We start from the raw sequence: 16,262 nt of genomic DNA, 5'->3' as shown, positions 1-16,262 counted from the left end.
CCTTCACTTCGCGCGCGGCGCCTCGTCGGCGAATTCGCGCGCCTTGGCCCGCTGGTAGGCCTCATACAACGCAGCATAGACCGGACCGGGACGGCCGTCGCCGACGTGCGCCCCGTCCAGTGTCGTGACCGGCATCACTTCCTTGGTCGCGGAGCTGATCATGATTTCATCGGCGGAACGCAGTTCGGCTTCGCTGATGTCGCGTTCCTCGAAGGCGATGCCCGCATCCTTCGCCAGCGTCTCGATCAGGCTGTAGCGAATGCCTTCCAGAATGCGCGGTCCGCGCGGCGCGCCCAGCAGCACACCCTGCTTCACGATCCATACGTTCGACGACGAGCCTTCGGTCAGCAGCCCGTCGCGCAACTGGATGGTCTCCAGTGCATCGTGTTCGGCCGCGTGCTGCGCCATCAGCACGTTGCCGAGCAGCGAGGTCGACTTGATGTCGCAATGCAGCCAGCGCTTGTCCTCGGCGGTCACGGCCACGGCGCCTTGCGCGCGTTCGGCCGCGCTCGGGAACACCAGCTTGCCGAGCATGACGAACACGGTCGGCGTGATGCCCGCCGGGAACGCATGGCCGCGCCGCTTGGCAACGCCGCGCGTCACCTGGATATAGACGAGCGCATCGCCCTCGCCCGGATTCCCGGCAACCACGCGATTGATCAGCGCGCGCCAGCCCGCTTCGTCGAACGGATTGCCGATGCGAATCTTGCCGAGGCTGCGCTCGAGCCGCGCGAGATGCTGCTTCAGCCTGAACGGCAGGCGCGGACCTTCGGCCTGCGCGTAGAGCGGCACGACTTCATAGACGCCGTCGCCGAAGATGAAACCCCGGTCGAGCACCGGAATGCGCGCTTCGGAAAGCGGGCCCCACTCGCCGTTCAGATACACCGTGGGATCGAAATCGTCAGACTGGCTCATCGACACCGCTCCTCGTTTGTCCCGGCTTTACTTGCGCTTCTGCCACCACAGCAGCGCCGAATCCCACAGACGGCCGACCATGCCGGCTTCCGGCACGTCCTGCAGCGCGACCAGCGGGAACTGCGCGACTTCCTTGCCGTCCGCCATCATCTTCACCGAGCCGATCTGCTGACCCTTCTTGATCGGCGCGACGATCAGCTGATCCTGCGTGACGGTCGGCTTGACCTTGTCACCGAGGCCCTTGGGCACGGTGATGTACTGATCCGTCGTCACGCCGGCCTGCACGTTGTTGGCCGCGCCCTTGTAGACGCGCGGCGACGCGATCACCTGATCCGCCTTGTACAGGCGCAGCGCGTCATACGCGGTGTAGCCGTAGTTCAGCATCTTCAGGCTGTCCTGCACCCGATTGTGCTCTTTCGGCTCGCCCATCATCACGGACACCAGACGGCGGCTCGCATCGGGCACGCCCGCCAGCGGACGCTTCGCCGAGGCGATCAGGCAATAGCCGGCGGCCTTCGTGTGGCCGGTCTTCAGGCCGTCGACGGTCGGATCGAGCCACAGCAGGCGGTTGCGGTTCGGCTGCTTGATCTTGTTGTAGGTGAAGTCCTTCACCGAGAAGATGCTGTAGTACTCGGGGAAGTCGCGGATCAGGCGCGCCGACAGGAGCGCGAGGTCGCCGGCGGTCGTGTAGTGCTGCGCGTCCGGCATGCCGTTCACGTCGGCATAGTTGGTGTGCGTCATGCCGATGCGCTTCGCCGTGGCGTTCATCAGCTGCACGAAGTTGCTCTCGCTGCCGCCGACCAGTTCCGCCAGCGCGATGGCCGCGTCATTGCCCGACTGCACGATCATGCCGTACACGAGATCGTGCACGGTGACCGGCTTGTTCGCCTCGATGAACATGCGCGACTCGTCGGTCTTCACGCGGCGCACGGCCTCGCTCGGCATGACGGTCTGGTCCATGTTGATCTTCTTCGCCTTGAGCGCGTCGAAGACGAGGTAGGCGGTCATCAGCTTGGTGAGCGAAGCCGGTTCGACACGTTCGTCGGGATTGCCGGACGCGAGCACCTGATTGCTGGTGGCGTCGACGAGCACCCACGAGTTCGCCGTCACATCGGGCGGCGGGACCTGCGCGTAAGCGCTCGCCACGGCCAGCACGGCGGGCAGGACGAGCGCGGCTTTCGTGACAACGGAAACAGACGGAAGAGACAGGCCGGAAGGGACAAAGCGCATAGGATCGATCGGCGGAAAAAGCAGGCTGCGACGAATGGCGATCGGGGATCGGATGATCGGCGAAGCACGGGTTGAACAGGCAGACCGTCGCTGTTGGTCGGGCTTTTCGCATGACAGCGGCCATGACGGCGGCGCTGCGGCGAAAAGCGCTCGTTCGACAGACGGAAGCGAAATCGGTTCTCGGAAGCCGGTGCTCCCGAAGGCCGCGACGCGCGCCGGAAGGCGTCGCGCGGCCGGGAGCAGCGAAAAAATTCTGCGCCATTATACGCGCGGGCTGCTTGCGTCTTCCTTCGAATCTGCGTGCTGGCCGCGCGTTTTAACGTTTTTCCGATGCGGCTTCCGCGCTTTTCGAGGGTTTCGAGCGCTGTGCGGCAGGGCGCGCGGGCGCATTGCACGGGAGGACGATCAACGCCAGGCGTCGACGATCACGCGCTTGAGGATATGCAGCTTGCGATGGAAGAAGTGCTCGCCGCCGGGGATCACGACCACCGGCAGTTCCTGCGGCCGCGCCCAGTCATAGACCGACTGGATGGGCACGGTGTCGTCCACTTCGCCGTGGATCACGAGCGTGCTCTCGGGCACCGGCGCCACTTCCCAGCGGCTTGCCGCCGTGCCGACCAACACCATGCGCTCGATGGGCTTACCCGCTTCGAGCAGACGCTTCGCCACATGCGACAGCACGAAGGTGCCGAAGGAAAAACCCGCGAGGACGATCGGCACGTCGGACTGGCCGGGCTGCGCGCGCATGTGGTCGATCAAAGCGAGCAGGTCGTCCTGTTCGCCGATGCCGTTGTCATGCTCGCCGCCCGTTTGCCCGACGCCGCGAAAGTTCGAACGGTAGGTGGTATAGCCGAGTTGCACGAAGGTACGCGCGAGCGTCTGCGCGACCTTGTTGTCCATGGTGCCGCCAAACAGCGGATGCGGATGTGCGACCAGCGCGATGCCGCGCGGCGACGCGTCCGGCTGGTCGAGCGCGCATTCGATCTTGCCGACCGGTCCGTCGATCAGGAACTTCTCGGTCTGCGCGTTCATGCCGGTTGATCGATCAGCAGGCGTTCGACGATCTTGCCATTGGCCAGATGCGAATCCACGATTTCGTCGATATCGGTTTCATCGACATACGTGTACCACGTGCCCTCCGGATACACGACCACGACCGGGCCCAGTTCGCAGCGGTCGAGGCAGCCCGCCTTGTTGATGCGCACCTGACCTTCGCCCGCGAGGCCCAGTTTCTTGACGCGCTTCTTGGCATATTCCTGCATCGACTGCGCGTTGCAGTTGGCGCAACTCGGCCGCGCGGCGCCCGGTTCGCGCTGGTTCAGGCAGAAGAACACGTGATACTTGTAGAAGGAATCCATGAGTCTGGCACGCTGAGAGTATCGGCCGATTATAGCCAGCGATGTTCGTGCCCGCTCCGGGCGGTTTCATCCAAGCTCAGCGCGCGCGCTGCGCACGCCGCCGCGCGAGCCACGCGTGCTCCGCCGCCGACGCGAGCCAGCCGAGCGCCGCATATGGCCAGACCCACGACAGCCAGTGCGCCAACCCGTTGAAATGCACATAGCGGCCCTGTCGCCAGTCGGCGAGGACGATGTCGAAGTACGGGTTCACCGGCAGCAGGTTGACGAGTGCGAGCGACATCAGCAGCGCCGCCCCGGCGAGCGCCGCGCGCAGGCCGCGCGGCAGCGACACCGAGAGCAGCGCCGCCAGCATCGCGATGGCGACGCCTTCGAGCGCGCCGTCGGTGGCCCAGTCGAAGGTGAGTCCGGCGCGCGACTGCAGGAAGGTCGCGCCCGCCTTCGCGAACAGCGTCAGCGCAACGAGGCCCAGTATCAGGCGCATGCGCGGCGCGCGGGTGCGCGTGAGCAGCGTCGCCAGCACGAGCGCGCCGAACAGGCTGCTCGACGTGATGAGCGCTTCCCAGGCGTCGTCGGGCAGCAACGCGCCGAGCCGGTCCGGCCAGCTTTCCACGTCCCAGGCGACGGGCGTCCAGGCGAGAATCGCGTCCTGCATCGCCGGATCGAGCGTGTCCCACAGCACGCGCGGCAGATCGCCGCCGCCGAACAGATAGGGCGCCGGGAACATCGCCGCGAACGGCCACAGCGCGGTCAGCCCGATCACATAGGCCGCGTCGCGCTCGAACCAGGTGAAGCGGATGCGCCGCAGCAGGCCGCGGTCGAGCAGCGCGCTCGTGGCGGGCGCGGCCAGCACGCCGCCGAGCAGCGCGCCGAACGCGTTGGCCGCGAGATCGAGATTCGAGGCGACGCGCGTCGGCAGATAGGTCTGGATGGCTTCCATCGCGCCCGACAACAGCGTGCCGCCCGCCAGCGCCGCGCCCACCGCGAGCGTGCCGCGCCAGCGTGGATACAGCGCGAGCACGATCAGCGCGCCGAGCGGCATGTAGCCAAGCACGTTGGTGACGACGTCGAAGACCGTCAGGTATTGCGGCAGCGGATCCGTGAGATAGGCGAACGGGCTCAGGCCGAGCGAGCGCCAACCGGTGAACGGGTACAGCGAGCCATACACGACGAGCGCCGCATAGGCGGCGAGCGCCTGCCGGGAAAACGCCGACGGGCGGCGCTGCCATTGCTTGATCGTCATGAGCCGCCCGGATGCCTCCGTGCTGGGCGGAAGAGCGGACCGCCGCGCGTCATCGCGTGGCGGCTAGCGGTTGCGCGGCGAGCCACGCGGAGACCTGCGCGATCACATCGTCCGAGGCGGCCGCGAGCGCCTGCGCGCCGCCCGCCGCATTCGCGCTGCGCGCGGGCACGCTGGCGCTGAAGCTGCGCTGGCCCACCACGCGGCCCTGCTGCGTGAGCGTCGCGCGCACGTCGACGACGCCGCGGCTCTGCTCGGGCGCATCGAAGTCCTGTTCGAAACGGGTCAGTTCGACTTCGAGCAGCGGCACGGCGCGCACCGGGTCGGCGCCCGAGAGGATCGGACCGCGCGCCGCGAGCGCATCGCGCAGGCGCTGCGTCAGCAGGCGCGCCGGCGGCATCGTCCAGTGGCTGTCGGAGTAAGTCGCGATGCGCTGTGCGTCGACGTAACTGAGGCGATAGGCGAACGCGTCCGTCTCGAGATTGCGCGGTGCGGCCACGGCCAGCACCTTGACCGGCGGCAGCGGCAACGCCCCCGCCGACGCACTCTCGACCCGCAACGCGCCCAGGTCGTAGCGGGCATTCGGCATCGCGTCCGGTGTCGAGGCGCAGCCCGCCAGCAGCGCGACGCAGGCGCACGCGCCGATGAATGCGCGCGCCACCCAGGCGGTCTTCATGTCGATGTCTGGCATGTCGTTCTCTCACTCAATGCGCGGGCTGCGCGGGCCACGAGAAACCCGCCTCGCCCGGTCCCGGCGCCTGCTTCGGCGCGCCGAACAACACGCTGCGCGGATTGGTGCTGAAGGCATCGGCGGCGCGGTCCACCGAACGCGCGGCGGCGCTCACGTCGTCGCTGAAGGAATAGAAGCGCGGCAACGCCTCGAAACCCACCCGCGCCGTCACGAAGCGCAGCGATTCGTTCATGTCGGCAAGCGAGGCACTCGCGTCCTCGGCGGCCTTGCCCGCCTTGTTCAGATTCGTGACGAGCGGTCCGTCCGGGCGATTCAGGTTCTGCACCAGCTGATTGGTCGAGGCGAGCGTCGTGTCGAGCTGCTTGAGCGTCTGCGGCAGTTGCGCCGTCGCCGGCTGCACCTGGCTCGCGAGCGTCGCGATGCCGTCCGCCGCGCCCTGCAGACTCTTCGTGGTCGCCATCAACTGGTTGCGGACGTCGTCGGACAGGAACTTGTCGGCGTCTTCGGAGAGGCGTTCGAAGCGCTTCAGAATGACGTCGCCGCGTTGCTGCAACTGCTCGAACAGCCCGGGATGCATCGGCACTTCGGCGATGTGCTGCGCGGACGACGCCAGCGGGCTCGTATCCTTGCCGGTGTCGTCCAGCTGCACGAAGGCAATGCCCGTCACGCCCTGGAAGCCGAGCGTGGCGAAGGTCGAGTGCGTCATCGGCGCGTTCTGGTCGACGAGAATGCGGATACGGATTTGCCCTGGATGGGCCTTGTCAAAGCTGATCGACTGCACCTTGCCCACGCCCAGCCCGCGATAGCGCACGGCGGCATCCGTGTACAGGCCGGTCACGTTGGTGCGCGCGATCAGGTCGTACGGCACACGCACCGTGCGGTCCACGTTGAAGAAGAACACGGCGAACGCGATGGCCAGCACGAGGGCGATCGTGAACAGCCCGGTCCAGAACGCATGTGATTTGTTTTCCATCGGCAGGTTCCTTTGACTTCGCGGCGGCGCCGGCTTCGTCCATGCGTGATGCAGCTACTTGTTGACGGTAATCGGCGCGTCCTCGAGCGCCGCCGCGGGCAGCTTCGCGCGGCGCTCCGGCGGCAGCGCCTGCAGCGCGCGGCGCCCGCGCCGTCCGAGAAAATACTCGCGGATGAACGGATGATCCACCGCACAGGCTTCCTCCACCGGCGCCGCGACGAGCACGTGCTTGTCCGCCAGCACGGCGACGCGGGTGGACAGCGCCACCATCGTATCGAGATCGTGCGTGACCAGCACGACGGTCAGACCGAGCGCGCGATGCAGCGTGGCAATCAGGTCGACGAACTCGTCCGATGCCTTCGGATCCAGGCCGGCCGTGGGTTCGTCGAGAAACAGCAGTTCTGGCTCGAGCGCGATCGCGCGCGCGATGCCGACGCGCTTGACCATGCCGCCCGACAACGCCGAAGGCATCTTGGTCGCGTGCCTGCATGACAGCCCGACCATCTCCAGTTTGAGCATCACGAATTCGCGGATCAGGTCCTCGGGGATCTTGCCGAGTTCGCGGAACGGCTGCGCAATGTTGTCGTACACCGTCAGCGACGAGAACAGCGCGCCCTGCTGGAACATCATGCCGGAGCGCGTGCGCAGCATCTTGGCGGTGTCCTCGTCCATGCGCGCCCATTCCTCGCCGAGCACGTGGATGGTGCCCGAAGTTGGCGCTTCGAGCCCGAGCATCTGCCGCACGAGCGTGGTCTTGCCCGAGCCCGAGCCGCCCAGCAGCGCGACGATCTCGCCGCGCCGCACGTCGAGATTCAGATGCTCGTGGATGACCGTATGGCCATAGCGCTTGGTCACGTCGCGCACTTCGATCACCGGCTCCGCGATGACGGGCGGCGGCTGATGGCGGACGGCGGTGGCGAGCGTCGTGGACATGTGCGTCTACAGCCCCACGTTCTGGAACAGGATGGCGAACACCGCGTCGGCGAGGATCACCACGGTGATCGACGACACCACCGACGTGGTCGTGCCTTCGCCGAGACTCTGCGAATTCGCCTTGATGCGGAAGCCGAAATGACAGGCGGTCAGCGCGATCAGCATGCCGAACACGACGCCCTTGCCGAGCCCGATCCACAGATTGGCGATCGGCACGACCGAGGGCAGCGAGCGGACGAAAAAATTCATGTCGATGGACAGCACGAGCTTGGCGGCAAGCGCGCCGCCCATCAGCGCGACGATGTTGGTCCACATGACGAGCAGCGGCATCGCGACGCCCAGCGCGATCACGCGCGGCAGCACGAGCCGCAGGCCGTGCGGGATGCCCATGACCTGCATGGCGTCGAGTTCCTCGGTGACGCGCATCACGCCGATCTGCGCGGTGATCGCGGAGCCCGAACGGCCGGCGACCAGAATGGCCGAGAGCACCGGCCCGAGTTCGCGGATCACCGAAAGGCCGAGGATATTGACGATGTACTGGTTCGCGCCGAACGCGCGCAGCTGCTGCGCGGACAGATAGCTGAGCACGATGCCGATCAGGAACGCGACGAGCGCGGTGATCGGCAGCGCCTGGGCGCCGGCGCTATAGATGTTGGCGGAGATTTCGGTCCACGGGATGCGGCGCGGACGGCGCACGAGACCGAACAGGTCCAGCACGAAGGCGCCGAACAGCGCGAGGCCGCCGTGCAGGTGGTCGAAGAACGTGAAGATCAGCTGGCCGAGCCGCGTGACGGGATCGATGCGATCGACGGGTTCGGGCTCTTCGCGCTCGGCGTCGAGCAGCGCGACGCGCTCGAAGATTTCGCGCTGCGTGTCGGAGAGTTCGATGACGGCGGGCATCTTGCGCCCCCAGATGCGCCAGAGCGCCTGGCCGCCGACGTGATCCAGACGGTCGATGGCCAGCAGGTCCCATTTGCCGATCGCCTCCCGCCCGACGGCCCGCAGCCGCCGCGTGACGCCGCTCTTGGCCCGGTCGCGCGCGAGCGCGAGCGCGGTCCACTGACCCGAAAGCCGGACCACCTTGCCCTGCTGACCGGCTTCCACTCTCAGGCGCGGCGGCGTGTCGAAGTCCAAGGATCGATGGCGCGGTAAGACGCGGTTAAGGGTGAACGGACATTGTAGCGAAGGTTGGTTTGGGGGCGCGGGATGGGGGTTTCCTAGGCCGATCAGCTGAATGTTCAAGCGTGCGCGAAGACGGAACACTGAATGTCACGCCACAACGAACATAGCAAATATGCTAACATCCACCCGGCAACCGTGGACGATCGTCTATTTCAGCGAACGCGTCCGTCAACAGATCTTTGAATTGCCTCAAGGCATTCTCGGTGAGTACCTGCGCATGCTCGAGCTTTTGCAAAACCATGGTGCCGACCTGCGAATGCCCTTTTCGAAAGCGATGGGCAACAAGTTGTTCGAACTTCGCCCATGCGGCAGGGACGGCACGGGACGCGTGTTCTATTGCGCGTTGAAGGGTCGAAGAATCGTCATGCTCCACTCGTTCGTCAAGAAAACGGAGAAGACGCCCGCCCAGGAACTGCGCATCGCACGCAAGCGTTTGAAGGACGTTCAAAATGGCTAAAACCCGACTGCAATACGAACTCGACGAGCACTATAGCCCCGTGCAGCACACCGGTGAGGACACAGAGCGACTCCTCTCGGATCCGAAAATCAAAGGCGCGTACGAAGACCTCGGTCCCCAGTACGAAGCCCTCGACACACTCCTGCAAGCCCGCAAGGAAGCCGGCCTCACCCAGGCGCAGATTGCGAAACGCATGGGTACGACTGCGTCCGCCGTCGCCAGGCTGGAAGCCTCGCTCGTCAGCGAGAAACATTCGCCTTCCATCGCCACGCTCCGCAAGTACGCGGCCGCCTGCGGCAAGACACTGCGCATCACTTTCGTGTGACCGTTCACAGGCGTGGCGTCGCTCGGCGCGCGGCTACAATAGCCAGCATGAACCCGACTCCCTTCGCCCCCGACGCGCCGTGGCGCATCGACCTCACACGGCTTGCGACGCTCGCCGAGCGTCCCGCCCGCGACTGGACCATCGATATCGTCGACGAAACCGGCTCGACGAACGTCGACCTGATGACGCAACTGCGCGCCCTGCCGCGCGACAGCACACCGGCACCCTGCGCGCGCGTCGCGTATTCGCAGACCGCCGGACGTGGGCGGCGCGGCCGCGCGTGGCTCGCCGAACCGGGCAACGCGCTGCTGATGTCAGTTGGCTGCGTGCTGAAGCGGCCGGTCGAAGGGCTCTCCGGGTTGAGCCTCGCCATCGGCACCGCCGTGCTCGACGCGCTCTCGCGGCTGCCGCTCTCGCCGTCCGCGCGCCCCGCGCTGAAGTGGCCCAACGATGTCCTGCTCGATGACGGCAAGCTCGCGGGCATCCTGATCGAAACGGCGTGGAACACGCCCGGCGCCACGGCCGTCGTGATCGGCATCGGCGTGAACCTGCACGGCGCCGAACAACTCGCCACACAGGTCGAGGATGCGAACCGGTCGTCCGGGGCGTCCTCATCGTCGTCCACGCCCGGCGCCGCGCCGGCCGCCCTCGCGCGCGCATGGCCCGACGCGAACCTGACCGAAACGCTCGCGGCCCTGCTCGACGCGCTCGACAGCGCGCTGCCGCGCTTCGAGGCCGAAGGCTTCCGGCCGTTCCGGCAACGCTGGCTCGACGCGCACGCGTGGGCCGGCCGCGAAGTCGCGCTGCTCGACCAGGGTCTGGAAGTGACGCGCGGCATTGCATCGGGCGTCGACGAACGCGGCCAGTTGCTGATCGACGCGCCCGAAGGTCCGCGCACCGTCACCACCGGCGAACTCACGCTGCGGCTCGCGAGGGAGCGTCCGTGAGCGATGCGCCCTGCTTGCTGATCGATGCCGGCAACAGCCGCATCAAGTGGTCGCTGGTCGGGTCGGACGGCGCGCCGCTTGCGAACGGCGCATTCGAGCACGCACACCATTCCACCGCCGCCGATGACGCCGCGTTGAACGCCTGGTCCGCGCTCGCCGCGCCGTCGGGAGTCTGGATTTCCAACGTCGCCGGCTTGCCGGTGCAGAACCGCATCCAGCGCCTCATCGACGCGCGCTGGCCTACCGTCCCGCGCACCGTCGTCAAGGCGCAAGCCGAGCAATGCGGCGTGCGCAACGGCTACACCGAACCGTCGCGGCTCGGCAGCGACCGCTGGTGCGGCCTGATCGCCGCGCGGGCCGCCTACCCCGGCGAACACCTGCTGGTCGCGACCTTCGGCACCGCGACGACGGTCGAAGCCCTGCGCGCCGACGGCCTGTTCACTGGCGGACTGATCGCGCCGGGCTGGTCGCTGATGATGGAATCGCTCGGCAGCCACACGGCGCAATTGCCCATGCTCGATCCCGCCGCCGCGCACGCCGCGCTGGACCGGACCCGCAGCCAGTTCGCCACGGACACGGCTGCGGCGCTCTCGTCCGGCTGCCGGCTGGCGCAGGCGAGCCTGATCGAACGTGCGTGGCGCGACTTGAAAGCAGACTGGCACGCCGAGGTCCGTCTCGTGCTCGGCGGCGGCGCGGCGCATGAAATCGCGGACGCGCTCGACGTGCCCTGCACACACCGCGACTCGCTCGTGCTGTCCGGTCTGGCGCTCATCGCGCGCGACGCCGCTGCACGCCATTCATCCTGATTCGCTGATTCGACGGACGGAGCCCACGAATGCTGCGCTGGCTGATCGCCTTACTGATACTCGCCAACTTGCTGATGTTCGCGGTAGTGCGCGGCATGGTCGGACCACTGCCCGCCGCAGGCACGCGCGAGCCCCATCACCTGTTGCAGCAAGTGCATCCCGAGGCGCTGAACACGCGCCCGATCCATCCGGAAGAAGCGTTCGACCAGCCACGCGTAGGCGGTCCGGCGCCGGCCGCCAACGTGCAGTCCACACCGCTCGGACAATGACGCGGGGGCGCTTCAGGACTGCGCGCGAACCTTCCTGAGCAGCGCGGTGGTCGAGCGGTCGTGTTCGAACGCAATGGCGAGCGCCTTGCCGCCCCAACCGCGCACGAGCGCCGCTTCGGCGAGCTTGTCCATGTCGTAGTCGCCGCCTTTCACGAGCACGTCCGGGTGCAGCGCGCCGATCAATTCGAGCGGCGTCGATTCACCAAACTTCACGACCCAGTCCACGCTTTCCAGCGCGGCCAGCAGAGCCATGCGATCGTCCTCGTGATTGATCGGGCGATCGTCGCCCTTGCCGAGCGTGCGCACCGACGCATCGCTGTTCACCCCGACGATGAGCGTCGCGCCCAGCGCCTTGGCATCGGCGAGATAGGTCACGTGACCGCGATGCAGGATGTCGAACACGCCGTTGGTGAACACGACGGGACCGGTCAACCCTGGGCGCCGCGCGGCGAGCGCCTCGCGCGTGATGAGCTTGCGTTCGAAGATGGCGGACATGACGGGGCTCGTTGCAAGTTTCTGAAAGCGCGCATTGTGCCACGGCGGCTCGGCCACGCATGACGTGGCGGCCAAGGTGCGGGGCACCAAGACAAACGGCCCGCCGACATGCGCCGGCGGGCCGTTCCCGAATCACTGCGCGATGCGCGTGTACCTGACGGATCAGGCAGGCTGTTCAGCCGATCCGCCGGCCGTTCCGGCCTGCAGACGCTGCACCACTTCCTTGCGATAGCGATTCAATTCCTGAGCGGTAGCGAACGAACGCTCGAACAGAATGGACAGATTGTGCAGGATGCGTTCGACGACCTTGCGCTCCCAGCTGTCATCGAAGCGGATCTGGTCGTCCAGCCAGCGTTCGAGCCATTCCGGGTCGGGCAGGCGGGATTGCACGGTGTCGCGCGGAAACAGCGCCTGGTTGACATGCAAGTTGGTGGGATGCAGCGGCTTTTCGGTGCGCCGCGCCGACGCCATCAGAACGCCGATCTTCGCGAACGCGGCGCGCGCCGTGTCGCCGGCGTTCGTGAGCGCCTTCTTCATGTAGCGCAGATACGCACCGCCATGCCGCGCTTCGTCTCGCGAGATGGTTTCGTAGATATGCTTGATGACCGGTTCGGTATGCCATTCGGCCGCGCGGCGATACCAGTGGTTGAGGCGGATCTCGCCGCAGAAGTGGAGCATCAGCGTTTCAAGCGGCGGCGCCGGATCGAACTCGAAGCGCACCGCGTGCAGTTCTTCCTCGCTCGGCACGAACTCGGGCCTGAAGCGGCGCAGATACTCCATCAGCACCAGCGAATGCTTCTGTTCCTCGAAGAACCACACACTCATGAACGCGGAGAAGTCGCTGTCATTGTGGTTGTCGCGCAGGAACATCTCGGTTGCGGGAAGCGCGGACCATTCGGTGATCGCGTTCATCTTGATGGTCTTGGCCTGCTCGTCGGTCAGCAGGGACGCATCGAACCTGTCCCATGGAATGTCCTTCTCCATGTCCCAACGGACGGATTCCAGCGATTTGTACAGTTCCGGATAAAGCATGGTGTTCATAGATCACCCTTGATGCCACTTATGCGACGTTATATCTGTAATGACTGTCGGTTCTCGCGTGCCGAAAACCCGGCCCGCGAACGACGAAGCTTTCAATTTTACGCGGGATTCGGTCGGCCAAAGACAAAAAACGACAACGAAGCGCCTCGATCTGCGCTGCGACAACGCGTCGCGTGCCGCCTGAAACACTGCACTTCCCCGTGCAAATGTCGCGTGTCGTACGTCTTGTTCTACCGTGGGTGAGGAGCGAAACCTGTGCCTGAGGTATGGTCAAGCGGCGCTGAGACTGCCACCGTCGGCGTGCCGGCGACGCAGTATGGCGTATCCATGTGACAGTTCACGTGGCAGTGACCGGATACGCCGGCAGTCGCTTGAATCGTGCTTGCCGAGGCTGCGCGGACCTGACAGTCCGCCCGGTGCCGGGCCCGCATCGCGTGCCAACGCTCGCCTGAACGAGCGTGATTGATCATAGCATGGCGGAGTCACGCCACTCGGCGACCACTTCGTCGATCGGCGTAAGCCCGGCCACGTGCTGCACGCCGTCGTGAATCTTGCGGCGCAGCGCGGGACTGCTGCCGCCCGCCCAGATGTGCACCTGCGGCGGCAACAGCTTGCGAAGATCGTTCAGACCATTGGCAACGGACTGCGCCGGCATCACCGCCGTGAACGACAGCGCGACGATATCCACCTCGTGCGCCGTGACCGCGGCCGCGATGTCGTGCAACGGCGTCTGCAAGCCCAGCTGGACGCACTCGCATTCGGAGAGCACGAACATCGCCTCGGCCATCAGGATACCGAGGCTGTGCCCTTCGCCCGAAAGCGTCGTGAGCAGCACGCGCGGACGGCTGCCGCGCCCGCGCGTGGCGTCGGCGAGCGGACGCATCAGATTGCGCAGCGTGGTCTGGATCGATTCGCTGAACAGATGTTCGTGGAACACCTGCAAGGTCCCGGCAGCCCACGCATTGCCGACGCGCGCGGACAACGGCGCCACGACGTCCAGTACGAAGCGTTCCAGGCCGTCGCGCGTGGCGCGCTTCAGAAGGCCAAAGCGAAAGTCGTCGTATTTGCTGGCGCGCAGCAGCGAAATCAGATGGTCGAGTTCAACGTCCGGCGCATCCTGGCCGATGCCCGAGCTTTCGGCGAGGTGCTGCAGCGTATCGATCGATTGGCCGAGCACCTTGCTCGGACGATGCCCCGCGTCGAGCAGACGCTTGACGAGCCGCAGTTTGGTCACCTGCTCCTGCGGATAAAGCCGCTCGCCGCCCGGCGAACGCATGGGCCGCGGAAAGCCGTAGCGACGCTCCCAGACACGCAGTGTGTCCTTGGTCAGACCAATCTCCTGCGCGATCGCGCCAATGCCGATGCCCACTCCCGCGGCGACTGCGGCGGGCCGTGGCATGGACTCGGGAAGGCCGGCGCCATCCGGGAGTGGCTTCGAAATGAGTTCTTGTTGTGGCGAAGTTGTCATGGACAAATTGATTGAAGCAATTCGAGTCGGATCGAAAATACCTGCCTCTTCGACCAACAACATGGACAAAGTTCAGCACCGTCTACTTTTCATCATAGACAGAATTTGATCGATTGGGTGCGTCGAAACGCCCTGCCGCCCGTTTTCGATACGGAGCAGCGAGGCGTTTGGATGCGGGCGGGGACGCAAAGTGTTCGACGGGGGATGAGAGGCGGGCGGGTCTTCCTGGCGAACCGGAAGCTAAAACGGCGACGCAGGATGCGTCGCCGTTTGATCGGATCAATTGTCCACCACAGGAATTCAGGCAGGTTTCTTCCTGGGCGGCGCTTTCCGCGCGGGAGCCTTCTTCGCCGCTGCGGCCGGAGACGCGTGTTCAGCGTCGGCCGCGGCTTGCGCGCCCGGTTCCGCCGCCGGGTGCGGCGGCTCGCCCGCGCCCGCCGGACCCGGCGGCGGCGTCATGCCGGGCTGAAGCATCGCCAGATGCGCGAGCTGGTTGAATTGCGATTGCAGCACATTCCACCAGCCCGACGGATCGAAGCCGGGCGGCGGCGCAGCCGTTTCCTTGTCTTGCGCCTCTTCTTCATCGACGGGAGCCTGCGGTGCAGCCTCCTGCTGCGCCCGCGCTTCGGATTTCGTGGCGGAAGTCCCGCCCATCGGCCATCCGGCAGCCGCGCCGCGCGACTGTTCCGCCGCCTGCTGCGCGCTTTCCACCGAGGTCTGCGCATACGCGCCGAACGCGCGCAGCGTTGCGAGCGTCGCGCGCTGCACTTCAAGCGCCTGAATTGCCGACTGCAACATGTTGAGATTGAGCTTCAGCCATTGCTCGACGGCGCGCATGTCGGTCACGCGCTTGTCGAGCTCCTCGATATTCGTGAGCGGCGCGAGCATGTCCGACATCATCGAAAGAGAAGGTCCCACGCCCTGCCCGCCGCCCGGCATCGCGGCGGCGAACGGATTCAGGCGCATCAGTTCCCACATCTTGCCCATCATGTCCGCCTGACCGAATCCGGGAAAACCGGGAATCGTGTAGGGCGGCGTTCCGCCAGGGTGATCGGTCATTCGACTCTCCTTGTTTGCGTGTGTGTTCGCGCTCGCCGCCCAGGCTCAGAACGGCGCGCCGCCGGGAAAGTCCGGCGCGCGCCGCTCGCGCAGCGAGCGCATGCCTTCATGCACATCGGGTCCGGCAAAGCCCATGAATTCGAGCGCGAGCGATGTATCGAAGGTAGGCCCGGCCAAGCGCAGCCAGTTGTTGAGCGCGTACTTGGTCCAGCGGATCGCGGTCTGCGAGCCCTGCGCCAGCCGGTTCGCCACTTCGATCGCCTTCGGCATCAATTCGTTCTCGTCCACCGCGAGCGACACCAGCCCGACGCGCTCCGCTTCCTCGCCGCTCACCGGCTCGCACAGCAGCAGATAGTACTTGGCCTTCGCCATGCCGCACAGGAGCGGCCAGACGATCGCCGCGTGATCGCCGGCCGCGACGCCCAGCCGCGTGTGCCCGTCGATGATGCGCGCCGACTTCGTCGCGATCGAGATATCCGCCAGCAATCCCGCCACCAGCCCCGCGCCGACTGCCGGGCCGTGCATCGCGGAGACGATCGGCTTGCCGCAGTTGATCACGTTGTACACGAGATCGCGCGCCTCGCGCCAGACGCGCGCGCGGACGTCGAAGTCGTTCGCCATCTCCTCGACGAGCCCGAGGTCGCCGCCCGCCGAGAAGCCCTTGCCTTCGCCGCGGATCAGCGCGACGCGCGTCTCCGGATCGCGATCGATGTCGCGCCAGATGTCGGCGAGTTCACGATGCATGTTGGCGTCGGCGGTGGACAGGCCGCTCTTGTTCGCGCCCGCGCCGGGCATCACCACTTCGAGCACGCCGTGCGGATGGCGGCGCAGTTCGAGCGATCGATAGCCCGAGTACATGGAGAGGTCGCTCATGAT

19 protein-coding genes are annotated in these 16,262 nt (G+C 66.3%); 5 read left to right on the top strand and 14 right to left on the bottom strand.

What is annotated here, in order from left to right:
• Positions 1-3: 3 nt before the first annotated feature.
• From QCE63_RS02400 to QCE63_RS02360, 9 genes are all read right to left on the bottom strand, one after another.
• Positions 4-915, bottom strand: a complete 912-nt coding sequence (locus tag QCE63_RS02400) for a D-amino acid aminotransferase (RefSeq protein ID WP_309830182.1) — start codon at positions 913-915, stop codon at positions 4-6.
• A 27-nt stretch (positions 916-942) separates the two neighbouring features.
• The gene (locus QCE63_RS02395) at positions 943-2,145 is read right to left on the bottom strand and encodes a D-alanyl-D-alanine carboxypeptidase family protein (protein ID WP_309830180.1); all 1,203 of its coding nucleotides are present in this window, start codon (positions 2,143-2,145) and stop codon (positions 943-945) included.
• Between the two features lie 405 nt (positions 2,146-2,550).
• Positions 2,551-3,177: an alpha/beta hydrolase gene (locus tag QCE63_RS02390; protein ID WP_309830178.1), complete on the bottom strand. Its 627-nt coding sequence runs from the start codon at positions 3,175-3,177 to the stop codon at positions 2,551-2,553.
• Positions 3,174-3,503: a (2Fe-2S) ferredoxin domain-containing protein gene (locus tag QCE63_RS02385; RefSeq protein WP_309830177.1), complete on the bottom strand. Its 330-nt coding sequence runs from the start codon at positions 3,501-3,503 to the stop codon at positions 3,174-3,176. Before QCE63_RS02385 ends, QCE63_RS02390 begins: the two co-directional genes overlap by 4 nt.
• Positions 3,504-3,579: 76 nt before the next feature.
• Entirely contained in the window at positions 3,580-4,743 is a 1,164-nt protein-coding gene (locus tag QCE63_RS02380) for a VanZ family protein (protein WP_309830175.1), read from the bottom strand.
• Between the two features lie 49 nt (positions 4,744-4,792).
• Positions 4,793-5,431, bottom strand: coding sequence for an ABC-type transport auxiliary lipoprotein family protein (locus tag QCE63_RS02375; RefSeq protein ID WP_309830174.1), 639 nt, complete (start codon positions 5,429-5,431; stop codon positions 4,793-4,795).
• Between the two features lie 13 nt (positions 5,432-5,444).
• Positions 5,445-6,404 (bottom strand): MlaD family protein, encoded by a 960-nt coding sequence (locus tag QCE63_RS02370; protein WP_309830172.1) that lies wholly within the window; start codon positions 6,402-6,404, stop codon positions 5,445-5,447.
• 54 nt (positions 6,405-6,458) lie between these two features.
• Complete coding sequence (locus tag QCE63_RS02365; RefSeq protein WP_309830170.1) at positions 6,459-7,337, bottom strand: ABC transporter ATP-binding protein; 879 nt, start codon at positions 7,335-7,337, stop codon at positions 6,459-6,461.
• A 6-nt stretch (positions 7,338-7,343) separates the two neighbouring features.
• A complete protein-coding gene (locus tag QCE63_RS02360) occupies positions 7,344-8,471 on the bottom strand; it encodes an ABC transporter permease (protein ID WP_309830168.1) in 1,128 nt (375 codons plus the stop codon).
• Between the two features lie 160 nt (positions 8,472-8,631).
• Here QCE63_RS02360 and QCE63_RS02355 point away from each other — a divergent pair, with 160 nt between their 5' ends.
• Genes QCE63_RS02355 through QCE63_RS02335 form a run of 5 tightly spaced genes read left to right on the top strand, consistent with a single transcriptional unit; the run spans position 8,632 to position 11,323 of the window.
• On the top strand, positions 8,632-8,976 hold the full coding sequence (locus tag QCE63_RS02355) for a type II toxin-antitoxin system RelE/ParE family toxin (protein ID WP_309830166.1): 345 nt from the start codon (positions 8,632-8,634) through the stop codon (positions 8,974-8,976).
• A complete protein-coding gene (locus QCE63_RS02350; RefSeq protein WP_309830164.1) occupies positions 8,969-9,301 on the top strand; it encodes a helix-turn-helix transcriptional regulator in 333 nt (110 codons plus the stop codon). The genes QCE63_RS02355 and QCE63_RS02350 overlap by 8 nt, the downstream gene beginning before the upstream one ends.
• 47 nt (positions 9,302-9,348) lie before the next feature.
• A complete protein-coding gene (locus QCE63_RS02345; RefSeq protein ID WP_309830161.1) occupies positions 9,349-10,248 on the top strand; it encodes a biotin--[acetyl-CoA-carboxylase] ligase in 900 nt (299 codons plus the stop codon).
• Entirely contained in the window at positions 10,245-11,054 is an 810-nt protein-coding gene (locus tag QCE63_RS02340; protein WP_309830159.1) for a type III pantothenate kinase, read from the top strand. The genes QCE63_RS02345 and QCE63_RS02340 overlap by 4 nt, the downstream gene beginning before the upstream one ends.
• A gap of 29 nt (positions 11,055-11,083) precedes the next feature.
• Positions 11,084-11,323: a hypothetical protein gene (locus tag QCE63_RS02335; RefSeq protein ID WP_309830157.1), complete on the top strand. Its 240-nt coding sequence runs from the start codon at positions 11,084-11,086 to the stop codon at positions 11,321-11,323.
• 12 nt (positions 11,324-11,335) lie between these two features.
• Here the strand turns inward: QCE63_RS02335 and rfaE2 are convergent, their stop codons facing one another.
• From rfaE2 to QCE63_RS02310, 5 genes are all read right to left on the bottom strand, one after another.
• Positions 11,336-11,818, bottom strand: coding sequence for a D-glycero-beta-D-manno-heptose 1-phosphate adenylyltransferase (gene rfaE2 / locus QCE63_RS02330; RefSeq protein WP_309830155.1), 483 nt, complete (start codon positions 11,816-11,818; stop codon positions 11,336-11,338).
• A 162-nt stretch (positions 11,819-11,980) separates the two neighbouring features.
• The gene (locus tag QCE63_RS02325) at positions 11,981-12,859 is read right to left on the bottom strand and encodes a ferritin-like domain-containing protein (RefSeq protein WP_309830153.1); all 879 of its coding nucleotides are present in this window, start codon (positions 12,857-12,859) and stop codon (positions 11,981-11,983) included.
• 466 nt (positions 12,860-13,325) lie between these two features.
• Positions 13,326-14,258, bottom strand: a complete 933-nt coding sequence (locus tag QCE63_RS02320; RefSeq protein WP_309830151.1) for a MerR family transcriptional regulator — start codon at positions 14,256-14,258, stop codon at positions 13,326-13,328.
• Between the two features lie 369 nt (positions 14,259-14,627).
• Positions 14,628-15,386, bottom strand: a complete 759-nt coding sequence (locus QCE63_RS02315) for a PhaM family polyhydroxyalkanoate granule multifunctional regulatory protein (RefSeq protein ID WP_309830149.1) — start codon at positions 15,384-15,386, stop codon at positions 14,628-14,630.
• 45 nt (positions 15,387-15,431) lie between these two features.
• Positions 15,432-16,259 (bottom strand): enoyl-CoA hydratase/isomerase family protein, encoded by an 828-nt coding sequence (locus QCE63_RS02310; RefSeq protein ID WP_309830147.1) that lies wholly within the window; start codon positions 16,257-16,259, stop codon positions 15,432-15,434.
• Positions 16,260-16,262 lie beyond the last annotated feature (3 nt).

Source organism: Caballeronia sp. LZ065, from assembly GCF_031450975.1.
Classification (GTDB): Bacteria; Pseudomonadota; Gammaproteobacteria; order Burkholderiales; family Burkholderiaceae; genus Caballeronia.
This window is presented reverse-complemented; position numbering and strand designations above follow the sequence as displayed.